The 13,326-nt window shown below is 64.4% G+C and carries 12 protein-coding genes and 3 tRNA genes; 3 read left to right on the top strand and 12 right to left on the bottom strand.

From position 1 onward, the window contains the following. Positions 1–155 precede the first annotated feature (155 nt). Positions 156–659, top strand: a complete 504-nt coding sequence (locus D7325_RS00710) for a DUF4124 domain-containing protein (protein ID WP_120993110.1) — start codon at positions 156–158, stop codon at positions 657–659. A gap of 41 nt (positions 660–700) precedes the next feature. Here the strand turns inward: D7325_RS00710 and D7325_RS00705 are convergent. From D7325_RS00705 to rnd, 10 genes are all read right to left on the bottom strand, one after another. Then, positions 701–777 (bottom strand) — tRNA-Arg (locus tag D7325_RS00705). Between the two features lie 61 nt (positions 778–838). After that, positions 839–915: transfer RNA gene (locus D7325_RS00700), tRNA-Arg, on the bottom strand. A gap of 68 nt (positions 916–983) precedes the next feature. Beyond that, positions 984–1,074, bottom strand: a tRNA-Ser gene (locus D7325_RS00695). Positions 1,075–1,136: 62 nt separating this feature from the next. Continuing rightward, the gene (gene csrA / locus D7325_RS00690) at positions 1,137–1,322 is read right to left on the bottom strand and encodes a carbon storage regulator CsrA (RefSeq protein ID WP_095939205.1); all 186 of its coding nucleotides are present in this window, start codon (positions 1,320–1,322) and stop codon (positions 1,137–1,139) included. 171 nt (positions 1,323–1,493) lie between these two features. Next, the gene (locus D7325_RS00685; protein WP_120993108.1) at positions 1,494–2,729 is read right to left on the bottom strand and encodes an aspartate kinase; all 1,236 of its coding nucleotides are present in this window, start codon (positions 2,727–2,729) and stop codon (positions 1,494–1,496) included. Positions 2,730–2,807: 78 nt separating this feature from the next. After that, positions 2,808–5,432, bottom strand: a complete 2,625-nt coding sequence (alaS, locus tag D7325_RS00680; protein WP_120993106.1) for an alanine--tRNA ligase — start codon at positions 5,430–5,432, stop codon at positions 2,808–2,810. 379 nt (positions 5,433–5,811) lie between these two features. Next, complete coding sequence (locus D7325_RS00675) at positions 5,812–7,035, bottom strand: M61 metallopeptidase family protein (RefSeq protein WP_120993104.1); 1,224 nt, start codon at positions 7,033–7,035, stop codon at positions 5,812–5,814. 56 nt (positions 7,036–7,091) lie between these two features. Continuing rightward, positions 7,092–7,541, bottom strand: a complete 450-nt coding sequence (locus D7325_RS00670; RefSeq protein ID WP_120993102.1) for a YcgN family cysteine cluster protein — start codon at positions 7,539–7,541, stop codon at positions 7,092–7,094. Between the two features lie 65 nt (positions 7,542–7,606). Further along, a complete protein-coding gene (locus D7325_RS00665; RefSeq protein WP_120993100.1) occupies positions 7,607–7,900 on the bottom strand; it encodes a YcgL domain-containing protein in 294 nt (97 codons plus the stop codon). Position 7,901: 1 nt separating this feature from the next. Then, positions 7,902–9,020, bottom strand: coding sequence for a ribonuclease D (gene rnd / locus D7325_RS00660; RefSeq protein ID WP_177431763.1), 1,119 nt, complete (start codon positions 9,018–9,020; stop codon positions 7,902–7,904). Positions 9,021–9,132: 112 nt separating this feature from the next. Here rnd and D7325_RS00655 point away from each other — a divergent pair, with 112 nt between their 5' ends. Further along, positions 9,133–9,984 carry a sulfurtransferase gene (locus D7325_RS00655; RefSeq protein ID WP_120993096.1) on the top strand — a complete coding sequence of 284 codons (852 nt, stop codon included), beginning with the start codon at positions 9,133–9,135 and terminating at the stop codon, positions 9,982–9,984. A 147-nt stretch (positions 9,985–10,131) separates the two neighbouring features. Beyond that, on the top strand, positions 10,132–11,388 hold the full coding sequence (locus tag D7325_RS00650) for an OmpP1/FadL family transporter (RefSeq protein ID WP_120993095.1): 1,257 nt from the start codon (positions 10,132–10,134) through the stop codon (positions 11,386–11,388). 52 nt (positions 11,389–11,440) lie between these two features. Here D7325_RS00650 and D7325_RS00645 read toward each other — a convergent pair whose 3' ends face one another. Further along, complete coding sequence (locus tag D7325_RS00645) at positions 11,441–11,980, bottom strand: glutathione peroxidase (protein WP_120993093.1); 540 nt, start codon at positions 11,978–11,980, stop codon at positions 11,441–11,443. A 138-nt stretch (positions 11,981–12,118) separates the two neighbouring features. Further along, the gene (locus tag D7325_RS00640; RefSeq protein WP_120993091.1) at positions 12,119–13,324 is read right to left on the bottom strand and encodes an MFS transporter; all 1,206 of its coding nucleotides are present in this window, start codon (positions 13,322–13,324) and stop codon (positions 12,119–12,121) included. Between the last annotated feature and the right edge of the window lie 2 nt (positions 13,325–13,326).

Genomic DNA, 13,326 nt, shown 5'->3' with positions numbered 1-13,326 from the left:
ACACCCACGAGCGAAACGGACCTACATGCCCGGCACAGGCGAGCCACCGATCGTCCAGCTCCTTTGTGTCGACGCGCTCACAGACTCCAAAGACACCGATTGGCCGCCAACTTTGTTTCGCTAGGCTATGCCGCTCACGTCATGGAGGACGACACATGTGCAGAGGCGCTTCGCAGGCTGCTGGCCTGCTTTTGCTGTTCACCGCCTATAGCGGTTCGGTAGCCGCCGAGATGGTCTACCGCTGCGTAAGCCCAGGCGGCGCCATCACCTTTACCCAGCAAGGCTGCCCGAGCGGGCAGCAAGGCGAGCGACGGAGGGCTTACAGCCCTACCCCGGGCTCAGGCAAACCAACGCCGATGGCCCGGATCGATCACGACGAAGAAAGCGCAACCACGGACGCACCTGACGAACTGGTCGTAGTCGGGACGAGCGACGATGGTTGCGGAAACATTCTCAGCCGTCGCGAGCGCAGGCAGGCAATCATTCGCAAGCAGGTCCGACCCGGGCTGAGCCTGGACGACATCGAGAGCATGCTCGGCAAGCCAGATACCACTACGCTGAACAATGGCGCCGCTCGATACCGCTACGAAGACGAGCGCGGTCGCAGCCGTTCGGTCAGCTTCGATCAATACGGTTGCGTGAAAGGGAAACGCAAATAGCGGACATGAAAAAGCCCGCGCGAAGCGGGCTCTTTCGGAAATGGCGCACTCGAGAGGATTCGAACCTCTGACCGCCCGGTTCGTAGCCGGGTACTCTATCCAGCTGAGCTACGAGTGCATGGTGTTTATTGACCAGCCACCACTGGCTTCTTGCAAAACGATCTTATCGATCGCTTATATGGCGCACTCGAGAGGATTCGAACCTCTGACCGCCCGGTTCGTAGCCGGGTACTCTATCCAGCTGAGCTACGAGTGCGTGGGGGCTGCATTATAGAGACAGAATCGTTTCGGTCAATTCGATCGAACCTGAATCCTTGCATGCAATGGCGGAGAGGGGGGGATTCGAACCCCCGACACCCTTTTGAGGTGTACTCCCTTAGCAGGGGAGCGCCTTCGGCCTCTCGGCCACCTCTCCGCAACACGGGGCGCATAATACTGGTGTTTGCCCCGCTTGCAAAGGTAAAAATCAGAGAAAAATTAGTGGTTTGGTTCGTGATCCTTTTCTTTCTGGATCCGCTGGTAAATCTCCTCACGATGCACGGCTACCTCCTTGGGCGCGTTAACACCGATTCGAACTTGATTACCCTTGACGCCTAGCACGGTGACAGTGACATCGTCACCCACCATCAGAGTCTCTCCGACCCGGCGAGTCAGAATCAGCATTCCTTTCTCCTTAACGGATTCAGTCAGAACCACAGTCTGCAAAATAAAAAGCGGATAAAGCTCCGTGAGCTGGGAGCCGTAAAACGGCTCGCTCAGCTATTGACCAATGGCATAGAACATAAAGTTCCTTCCGATGCGTTTTAGCGCGACAGAAGGCTTAGCGCCTTGGTCTTACTCGCCTTTGCCGCTCGGGCTGTCCAGCTCGAATGCCGTATGCAATGCCCGTACGGCGAGCTCGAGGTACTTCTCTTCGATCACTACCGACACCTTGATTTCCGACGTCGAGATCATCTGGATGTTGATGCTTTCCTTGGCGAGCGCCTCGAACATACGGCTGGCGACCCCGGCGTGCGAGCGCATGCCAACGCCAACGATCGACACCTTGGCGATATCGGTGTCGCCACTGACCTCGCGCGCGCCCATTTCGGCAGCCGTTGCCTCCAGCACCTTGAAGGCGCTGGCGTAGTCGTTGCGGTGAACAGTAAAGGTGAAATCGGTCGTTTTGTCGTGCGCAACGTTCTGCACAATCATGTCGACTTCGATGTTGGCGGCGCTGACCGGACCGAGGATCTTGAAGGCGATACCGGGCGTATCCGGAACGCCACGAATCGTCAACTTCGCTTCGTCACGATTGAAAGCGATGCCGGAGATGATTGGCTGTTCCATGGATTCCTCTTCATCAAGGGTAATGAGGGTACCCGGACCCTCTTGAAAGCTGTGAAGTACGCGTAGCGGCACATTGTACTTGCCGGCGAATTCGACTGACCGGATCTGCAGGACCTTCGATCCCAGGCTGGCCATTTCGAGCATTTCTTCAAAGGTGATCTTCTCGAGCCGGCGCGCCTTGGCGACGACCCGCGGATCGGTGGTGTAAACGCCGTCCACATCCGTATAGATCTGGCACTCGTCGGCCTTGAGCGCCGCGGCCAACGCCACACCGGTGGTATCGGAGCCGCCACGTCCAAGCGTCGTGATGTTGCCCTGTGCGTCTACGCCCTGGAAGCCCGCGACCACCACGACGCGCCCTTCCTTCAGGTCAGCCTGGATCCGGTGCCCATCGATCTGCAGGATTCTCGCCTTGGTGTGCGCGCTATCGGTCAGGATACGAACCTGGGCGCCGGTGTAGGAAACCGCCGGCACACCCCGCTTGATGAGGGCCATCGCCAACAGGGCGATCGTGACCTGCTCGCCGGTCGAAACCATGACGTCGAGCTCGCGGCCGACCGGCTCTGCGCTGATCTGCTTGGCCAGATCGATGAGACGGTTGGTCTCGCCGCTCATGGCGGAGACCACGACCACGATATCGTCGCCCTTCTCCCGAAACCGCTTGATCTTCTCGGCCACCTGCTCGATTCGCTCGACGGTCCCGACCGATGTCCCACCGAATTTCTGTACGATCAATGCCATTTATCTATCGCCTGCGCCCCAAGGGCTGTCCTGATCCGTCCGTATAGGCACGAGCGCGCGCATCCAGTGCGCGCTCACTCACGCCTGCTGTTCTGCGAAGGTACGCGCCAGCGCCAGCGCCTCGTCCAATCGGGCGACGTCGACGCCGCCACCCTGCGCCATATCGGGGCGACCGCCGCCCTTGCCGCCAACCACCGCTGCCGCCTGCCTCATGAGGTCGCCGGCCTTGAATCGCGCACTCAGCCCGGCCGTCACGCCAGCGACCAGCACGACCTTTCCATCGAGCGCGCTACCCAGCAGGATGATGGCCTCGCCGAGCTTGTTCTTGAGCTGATCGACCAGTGCCAGCAGCGCCTTGCCGTCGGCACCTTCGATCCGGGCCGAGAGAACCTTGACGCCGCCAACCTCGACCGCGGAGCCCGCCAGATCGCTGCCGGCAGCACTCGCAGCCTTGGCCTTGACCTGTTCCAGCTCCTTCTCCAACTGGCGATTGCGCTCGAGCAGCCCAGTCAGCTTGTCGATGAGGTTGTCACGCGTCGACTTGACCAGTTGCGCTGCCGTCTTGAGTTGCTCATCGGCCTGGTTGAGATAGCCCAACGCCGCCGCGCCGGTCACCGCCTCGATACGTCGCACACCGGAGGCCACGCCCGCCTCGCTGACAATCTTGAACAAGCCGATGTCGCCCGTACGCTTGACGTGCGTGCCTCCGCACAGCTCGACGGAGAAGCCGTCGCCCATGCTCAGCACGCGCACGCGCTCGCCGTACTTCTCACCAAATAGCGCCATGGCACCCTTGGCTTTCGCCGTGTCGATATCGGTCTCTTCGATCTCGACGGCCGTGTTCAACCGCACCTGCTCGTTCACCGCGTCTTCGAGCGCCTTGATCTGCTCGGGACGGATGGCCTCGTAGTGACTGAAATCGAAGCGCAGACGCTGGCTATCGACCAGCGAACCCTTCTGCTGCACGTGGTCGCCGAGGATCTGGCGCAGCGCAGCATGCAGCAGGTGCGTGGCGGAGTGGTTCAGCGCGGTCGCCTGCCGGACCGACGCATCGACCACCGCCTCGATCGTGTCACCGACCCGGAGCACGCCACCATCGAGCACGCCGTGATGCAGGACGGCGCCGCCGGCCTTGCTGGTATCGCGCACATCGAAGCGCAGCCCCTCCGCCTGCAGATAACCGCAATCGCCGATCTGACCGCCGGACTCGGCGTAGAACGGCGTCTGATCCAGGACCACGACACCCTCCTCGCCAGCCTTGAGCTGCTCGACTGCGAGCCCTTCGCGGAACAAGGCCAAGACCTTGCCGTTGCCTTGCGTACCGAGGTAGCCGGTGAATTGCGTCTGGCCTTCCACCTTGACCAGCGCGTTGTAGTCCATGCCGAAGGCGCTTGCGGCGCGGGCACGCTCGCGCTGGGCTTCCATCTCGCGCTCGAAACCCGCCTCGTCGAGCGTCAGCCCACGCTCGCGGGCGATGTCGTTGGTCAGGTCGACCGGGAAGCCGTAGGTGTCGTACAGCTTGAAAACGACCTCGCCGGGAATCTGCTCGCCCTGCAGCTGGGCCAGATCCTGTTCGAGGATGCGCAGGCCCTGATCGAGCGTCTTGGCGAACTGCTCTTCCTCGGTCTTGAGGACGCGCTCGATATGCGCCTGCTGCTGAACCAGCTCGGGAAACGCCTGCCCCATTTCCTCGACCAGGGCCGCTACGATCCGGTGGAAGAACGCACCTTTGGCACCCAGCTTGTTGCCATGGCGGCAGGCGCGGCGAACGATGCGCCGGAGGACATAGCCACGACCTTCGTTGGAAGGCAGCACGCCGTCGGCGACCAGGAAGCTGCACGAGCGAATGTGGTCGGCGACGACTTTCAGCGAGGGCTGCTCCTCGTTCGCACAGCCGATCGCCTCGGCTGAGGCGGCGAGCAGGTGCTGGAACAGATCGATCTCGTAGTTGGAATGCACGTGTTGCAGCACCGCGCTGATGCGCTCCAGGCCCATGCCCGTGTCGACGCTCGGCGCCGGCAGCGGATGCAGCACACCGTCAGCCGTACGATTGAACTGCATGAAGACGTTGTTCCAGATCTCGATGTACCGGTCGCCATCTTCCTCGGGCGAGCCGGGCGGACCGCCCCAGATATCGGCGCCGTGATCGTAGAAGATCTCGGTGCAGGGGCCGCAGGGGCCGGTGTCGCCCATCGCCCAGAAATTGTCCGACGCATAGGGCGCGCCCTTGTTGTCGCCGATGCGGACCATCCGTTCGGCCGGCACGCCAACGTCCCGTGTCCAGATGTCATAGGCCTCGTCGTCGCTGGCATAGACGGTGACCCACAGCCGCTCCTTGGGCAGGTTCAACCACGCCGGCGAGGTGAGAAACTCCCAGGCGTAGGCGATGGCATCGCGCTTGAAGTAATCGCCGAAGCTGAAATTGCCGAGCATTTCGAAGAACGTGTGGTGGCGCGCGGTATAGCCGACGTTTTCCAGATCGTTGTGCTTGCCGCCGGCACGCACGCACTTCTGGCTGCTGGTCGCACGGGTGTAGGCACGTTTTTCAAGGCCCAGGAAGCAGTCCTTGAACTGGTTCATCCCGGCGTTGGTGAAGAGCAGGGTTGGGTCGTTCGCCGGTATCAACGAGCTGGAAGCGACGCGGGTATGCCCCTTCTCTTCGAAGAAGCGGAGGAAGGCTTCACGGATTTCTGCACTTTTCATAGATTCTTCCAGTGACGACGCCAGCGGCGGACGGGATGAAACCGTGCGGGCGGCAGCAGTTCACGGCCACGGTGATGACCGGCAAAAGAGCCGCATTATATCGGCCTTAAGCCCAGGGCATAGGGGTCAAGGCATGACTTTCGCAGGTTGCGCACCGGAGCGAAAGGCGGGCAGCCATCGAACGCCATGGTGGTCGAACCGATGTACGCGGGGCGGCATGGCGCCAGCCAGGTTCGAACAACCCTGCCTTCTGCCTGACCGCCCGGCAAGCGCCCGCTGAAGGGCCGGCGGCACGGCTCCGATCATCGCCGGCAGCAAGCCCGGCGATTGGAAGAAAGCAGAACCAGGCATCACCCCGCCGCGGGCGATGCCGTGGCGATCAGCGCAGCAAGCGTGTATCGAGCACGTCGGACGGCTCGCCCAGCAGCGCCTCGGTAATTTCGACGAGGTCATCGGTGCTGACTTCGTCCAGCCGCATCAGGCCGCGCGCGACATCGTCCAACGAATGACGCCCCTTGCTCTCCTTGCGAATTTCCTTGTCGAGCTCCTGTAGCAGCAGCACCGCGCGCGCGGTGACCTCGCCCGAGGAACGGGTCGTGCGCAGGCTGTCGACGTCACGACTCCACTCCGCCAGCTCCTCGCGCACCTTCTGGTAGCGCGATTCGCTCAGCCCGCCGGCACGACGGAGCAGTTCGATGGCGTAGTACTCGGCCAGCCCTTCGGTGATCCAGTCGCTGCGATCGGTATCGCGGATACGACTGAAGACATGCACCAGTTCGTGCACCAGAGAGCTGGTGCCGTTCTCGCTGACCAGCGGGCGATCGGCGTGCATGTACAGCGAATTCGGCCCGGACAGGCCGCCGCGCCACATCGGCTCGCCGGCGCTGACTATCAAGAGCTTGCCCGGATCGCGGGGGAACACGTTCTGCAGCTCGGGCCAGACGAAGGTGACCAGGGTCATGATGTCCATCCGGTGCACGCCCTGCCCCACCGGCGCGGAGACGGTCACGTCCGTCTCGCCGAGCTTGTCGCGACGACTGCCGAGCTTGCCCGCCAACATCCAGCCGGTCGGGCGGTCGAACAGGCGCTCGGCGTTGTCGATGCGGAACCGGTTCTTGCCGATACGTGGCCAGCCTGTCTCGACGCTGCGCCAACCCTCGGGCAAATCGAAGGTCAGGCGCGACACCAACCGCACCTCGTCCTTCTGATCCAGCCGAGCCGCCGGGACGAGGTCATCGCCGCGAAACAGCGCCCAGGTATCGGTCATTCGGGCATCGTAGCGGCCGCTGTCGCGCTGGTTGCTGATCTTCACCCGGTAGCTCAGCTGCGCCTTGCCGTCGGCCGGCTTCCAGATGCCCCGGCTCCCGGTCTGCGACCAATCGCCATCGGCCTGGAAATCGGAATAATCGCCCTCGTCCCCCAGGTTGAAATCCAGGCTGCGCACCGCATCGCCATCTTCCAGGGTCAGGGTCACTTCGGCCTGGTCGTCCTGTGGGATCAGCCGGACGTGGTAGTCGAGGTCGACACGCTCGACCGCCATCGCCGTCCCCGGCAAGGCGAGCAGGCACGCGAGCGATAGCAGCGAAAACGGACGTGACGGCATGGAAGGCTCCTGACGATGAGCGGATCAAGCTAAGACGGCGACACGCGCGGGTTGATTCAACCGGCGCGAAAAATCAGGTGAGCTTCCCAGTCGTCTTCGGAGACCTCGGTCTCGCTGAGCATCCGTCCGGCCTGCGAAATGCGTGCGGCATGCACCGCATCGGGGTCGCCACATACCAGGTGGTGCCAAGGCGGCAGGTCCTTGCCCTCGGCCACCAGACGATAGCCGCAGGTGGGCGGCAACCAGGTGAAGCTCGGCGCGTCGGCGGCGGTCAGCTGAATGCAGTCCGGCACGGTCGCGCGACGATTGGCGTAGTCACTGCAGCGGCAGCTCTTCAGATCGAGCAGCCGGCACGCCACGCGCGTGTAATAGACGCTACCATCCTCGTCGTCCTCGAGCTTTTGCAGGCAGCACAGGCCGCAGCCATCGCACAGGGATTCCCACTCGTGCGCATCGAGCTGGGCGAGCGACTTTCGCTTCCAGAAGGGTTCGACTTTAGCGGCCATCGGCGTGACAACGGGGCATTGGAGAGGGCGCGCAGTCTAGCCGGAGTGCCGCGCCTCTCCAAGGGTCACACCGGGTCGTTCATCCGCAGCAGTTCGTCCGGCAGGTGCTCGATGTATTCCTCTTCCGGCGCAGGCATCTGCAGGTGATAGCCCTGCTTTTCGATGTTCTCCAACACCTTGACCACATCCTCGCGCGCCAGCGTGCGCTCCGGCGTCAATACCAGATCGAAGCGGTGCTGGGGCGCGCCGAAGGCGGCGAGCAGGCCCTCAGGCACACGCGTGAGCGCGTCCCGCTTGTCCACGTAGAGGTACATCTCGTTCTTGCGCGGGCTTTTGTAGATGGAGCAGATACGTTTCATCTCAGTCTTCCAGGGCTTGCAGCAGTGCCGCACCCATCAGTTCGCGACGCCAGCCGCGCAGCGATTCAGGTAGTTGGTAAGGCCCGTCGGGGTAGCCGCTCTTGATCAGCGCTTCCAGGGTCTTCTTGCGCAGCATGAGTTCCGGCGCAATGCCAAGCCGCTCGCCCTCGCGATGGCCCACCTGCCGCAGCGTCTTCAGCAGTGGCGCGGCATCCAGCGGCAGCGGCTCGGGCAAGCGCTCGGGGCGTTGCGATTCAGGCAGAGCGGCGGCCGCCTGGATCAGCTCGAGAAGTTGCTGACCGTCCTGGCGCACGGTACGCGGCTGCATCTCGTCGATCTTGGCCAGTGCCGTCAGATCCTGCGGCTGATAACGCGCCAACGGCCAGAGGCTGGCCTCGCGCAGGACCCGATTGCGCGGCTGGTTGCGCCGGCGCGCCTCGCGCTCGCGCCACGCGGTCAAGGCGCGCAGGACGGCCAGTTGCTGGCGATTCAGGCGCCAGGCCTGCTTGACGTCGCGATAGGCCTCATCCGGGTCGACCGCGCGCTGAAGATTGCCGACCAGCTCGCCACCGTCTTCGAGTACCCAGCCATGCCGCTGCGGCGACAGCTTTTCAGCCAGCGCGACATACAGCTCGGCCAGGTGCTGGGCATCCTCGGCGGCGTACTGCACCTGCGTGTCGGTCAGCGGACGCTGCAACCAGTCCGAGCGGGTCTCGCCCTTCGGCAGCTCGACGCCAAGCACCGCCTGGACCAGTCGCGAATAGCCCATCGAGAAGCCGAGGTTCAGGTAAGCGGCCGCCAATTGGGTATCGAATAGCGGCGCCGGCAGGCTGCCGGTCAGCCGCAGCAGCACCTCGAGGTCTTCGCTGCAGGCATGCAGCACCTTGATCACGGCCGGGTCCTCGAGCAGCGCGGCGAACGGGCTCCAGTCGCCGATTGCCAGCGGATCGAGCAGGTAGGCCGTCTGGCCGTCACCGACCTGCACCAGGCCTGCCGCCGGATAAAAGGTGTCGACCCGCATGAACTCGGTATCCACCGCGACGAAGGGCAGCCGACGCCATTGGTCGCATCGCTCGGCGAGGCTCGCATCGTCACGCACCCATTGGATATCGATCGCCACGTGTCTCTCCTTCAGGCTATCCATCGGCCAGCGCCGTCAAAGCCCGGCAGTATATACGTCCGCTCGCCGGCTTTCGGTTAAGGTGCCGCCATCGACCGACCGGAGTCACCCGATGCCCCTCGCGCAAGTGATCAGCCCCCAGCAACTCGCCAACCAGCTCGAAGCGCCCGACTGGCTCGTGATCGATTGTCGATTTTCCCTGGATGACCCGACCTATGGGCGCCGCGCCTACGAAGAAGGCCACCTCCCCGGCGCACGCTTCGCCGACCTGGAACAGGACCTTTCCGGCCCCGTGATCGCCGGCAGGACCGGCCGCCACCCATTGCCGGACGCCGAGCGCCTGCTCTCGCGCCTTCGCGAATGGGGCCTGGAGGAGCACAGCCAGGTCGTGCTCTACGACGACGGTCCCGGTGCCTTCGCCGCCCGCGCCTGGTGGCTGCTCGTCTGGCTCGGCAAGCGCGATGGTCCTTATCTGCTGGACGGCGGCCTGCGTGCCTGGCGAGAGGCCGCCATGCCGCTGACCACCGAACGCCCGGCCGCGCGGCGTGGCGGCTTCCAGGGTGCACCGGACGAGCGCCTGGTGATTTCCAGCGAGCAACTGGCGACGCGCCTGGACGCACCGGCGCCGCTGCTGGATGCCCGCGCATTGCCGCGTTTTCGTGGCGACCAGGAACCGATCGACCCGGTCGCGGGCCATATTCCAGGCGCCCGCTGCGCCCCGTTCACCGACAACCTCGATGACAGCGGCCGCTTCCTGTCGCCGGAGCGCCTGGCGCAGCGATTCACCGCCCTGTTGGAGGGGCAGCGCGCGAGCGACGCCATCGCTTATTGCGGCTCGGGCGTCACCGCCTGCCACAACCTGTTCGCGATGGCCCTCGCCGGCCTGCCGCTGGCCAGGCTGCATGCCGGGTCGTGGAGCGAGTGGATCACCGACCCGTCGCGACCGGTCGCCAGAGGAGACTGAAATGACCAGCCGGTCATTTCGTCGCACATAGCGTCACGTTGCCTGCCGCTTCGCTCGCGTAACACGAAAATGTGAACCTAGCTGGCTGGCGCCTGTCAGCAAAAGTTGCTAGCTTCCCGCCCGCCAAATAATTCCAAAGGAGTACCCATGAAACACGCCTGGCTTAAATCCTCCCTGGCCCTGGCCGTCGCCGCCTGCTCCACCTACAGCTTGGCGGCCGGGTTCGCCATCAACGAGCAGAGCGTCAGCAGCATGGGCACCTCGTTCGCCGGCCGCTCCTCGTCCGGTGAAGATGCCACCACCGTCTTCGGCAACCCTGCTGCCATGTCGCGCCTCAAGCGCGAGGAAATCAGCCTCGGTGCCGCCGCGATCATCGCCAAGACCGATATCGAGGATGCCAGCGGTCCGGCCGGCACCAACGACGGCGACATGGTGCCGCTGGTGGGCGTCCCCATGGGCTACTGGGTCAAGCCGCTGGACGAGAAAGTCACCTTCGGCCTCGGCGTATACGTTCCCTTCGGTCTCGTGACCGATTACGAGAGCGGCTTCCAGGGCCGTTACGAAGGCGATTACAGCGAAGTGCGCGTGATCACCATCCAGCCGACCCTGAGCTACCGCTTCAACGAGCACCTGTCGGTCGGCATGGGCGCCACGATCAACCGGATCGATGGGGAGCTGGAAAGCGCCGTGCCGAGCCCTATTCCCGGGTTGTCGGATAGCCGCGTCAAGATCAAGGGCGACGACGTCGCCGCCGGCTTCAACATCGGCGTGCTGTATGAATTCACGCCCAGCACCCGTGTCGGCCTGACTTACCATTCCAAGGTCGAATACGAGCTGGAAGGCGAGACCAAGGTTCGCGGCAACAACCCGGTCCTGACCGCTATCGGCGCGTATGGCGAATACGATGCCTCGCTCGACCTGACCCTGCCTGAAATGATCGACATGTCCGTGACGCACGAGCTGAACGATCAATGGACGCTGTATGCGGGCGCCGCCTTCACCCGCTGGAGCCGCCTCGAGGAGATTCGGGTCAACAACTCCGGCGTTCCGGCAGGTCCGGCTTCCGCCAGCTTTGCCAGCATCGCCGAGGAGCAGGATTGGCACGACAGCTGGTCCTACGCCATCGGTGCAGCCTACAAGCTGAACCCGCAGCTGGTGCTGCGTGCCGGCCTGGCGCTGGATCAGACGCCGACCAACAACACCCATCGCTCGCCGCGCATCCCCAGTGACGACCGCAAGGCCTTCAGCCTGGGCCTGGGATACAGCCCGACCGATGACATCACTGTCGACCTGGCCTACTCCTACCTGAAAGAGGATGACGCCTCGGTCGAGCAGGACACCTACTCCGCCACCTACGAAAACAGCGCCCACGGCCTGGGCGCCCAGGTCAGCTATCGCTTCTGACCGGAGCGCAGCACCTGAGAAGGCCGGAGCGGTTCGCCGCTCCGGCCTTTTTTCATTCCGCCAGCGCCTTCTCCACCGCGGCGATCAGCTCGGGGTCATCTGGCCGGACCTTGCTGGAAAAGGACGCCACGACCCGACCCTGCCGGTCGACGACATACTTGTAGAAATTCCATAACGGCGCCCTCCCCGCCTGCCGGGCCAGCTCGCGGAACAGTGGCGTGGCATCGTCGCCGCGTACCGGTTGGGTGGCGGCCATGTCGAACGTGACGCCGTAATTGACGAAGCACACCTTGGCCGTTTCGGCCGCATCGTCCGACTCCTGAAAGAAGTCGTCGGAGGGCACGCCCAGCACCGCCAGCCCGCGATCCTTGTAGCGCTGGTAGAGCGCCTCCAGCCCTTCGAACTGCCCCGTGAACCCACAGTGACTGGCCGTGTTCACCACGACCAGCGCCTTGCCCGAATAGGCCTGGCACAGGTCCAGCGTCTGCTTGGAGCGAAGCGCCGGCAGCTCGTGTTGCAGCACCGCCGGGCATTGGGCGAAGGCGCCCACCGGTAGCAGCAAGGTCAGGCCGATCAGAAGCGACGTGCGCATGGCGCGGTCCTCTCGTTCAACAGATACCCAACCCGGGCTGCAGCAGCGCCAACCCGCCACGCTGCCAGCCCCACCAGGCCAGCGCCAGCAAGGCCAGCAAAGCTGCCGCCGCGACCCCTCTCCACAGCCGGCGGCCCATCAGGCAGGCACCGCGGCACGCAGCCGTGCGACCGGCTGCTCGCGCACCGGCCAGTTCAGGGCACCGGCCAGCAGGCTGAGCAGGATAGACAGCTGCCACACCAGATCGTAGCTGCCGGTGCTGTCGTACAGGTAACCGCCGAGCCAGCCACCGAGGAACGCACCGATCTGATGGAACAGGAAGGCGATGCCACCGAGCATCGACAGGTTGCGTACGCCGAACAACGTGGCGATAGTGCCGTTGGTCAACGGCACCGTGGACAGCCACAGCAACCCCATCGCGATCCCGAACGCGCAGGCGCTGGCCGTGGTGACCGGCAGCCAGAGGAACACCGCGATCACCACGCCGCGCAGGAGGTACAGCGCCGTCAGCAGCCGCGGCTTGGACATCCGCCCGCCCAGCCAGCCCGCCGTGTAGGTGCCGACGATGTTGAACAGCCCGACCAGCGCCAGCACCGTGGTGCCAACGGTTGCGGGCAGGCCCTCATCGACCAGATAGGCCGGCAGGTGCACGCCCACGAACACGACCTGAAAGCCGCAGACGAAGAACCCCAGGCCCAGCAGCCAGAAACCCGAATGCCGCGAGGCTTCGCGCAGCGCCTCGCCGAGCGTCTGGTCGGTCCCCTTGGCGGCCACCGGGCGATCGCGCACCAACCCGGCCAGCGGCACGATCAGCGCGACCAGCAGACCGAGCGCCAGCAATGCGGACGACCAGCCCAGCCAGCCGATCAGGCCGAGGGTGCCCGGCAGCATGGCGAACTGGCCGAACGACCCGGCCGCGCTCGCGATGCCCATCGCCATGCTGCGCTTGTCTTCCGGCACCGCCCGGCCGACGACGCCCAGCAGGACGGAGAACGAGGTACCGGACAAACCGATGCCGATCAGCAATCCCGCGCTGAGCGACAGCGATGCCGAGGAGTCGGCGCCCGCCATCAGCGCCAGTCCCAGCGCATACAGCACGCCGCCTACCGCGATTGCGCGAGCCGCGCCGAAGCGATCGGCCAGTGCGCCGGTGAAGGGCTGGGCGATCCCCCAGATCAGGTTCTGCAACGCGATGGCGAAGGCGAACACCTCGCGGCCCCAGCCGAAGTCGGCGCTCATCGGCGCCAGGAACAGGCCGAAGCCGTGGCGAATGCCGAGCGACAGCGCCAGGATCACCGCCGCGACGGCAAGCGTTAAGGTGGCAGCACGGGAAAAGGCAGTCATCG

This window comes from Stutzerimonas urumqiensis (assembly GCF_003640395.1).
Taxonomy (GTDB): domain Bacteria; phylum Pseudomonadota; class Gammaproteobacteria; order Pseudomonadales; family Pseudomonadaceae; genus Stutzerimonas; species Stutzerimonas urumqiensis.
Note: the sequence above shows the minus strand (reverse complement) of the source record. Positions and strands in the feature narration are given on the sequence as shown.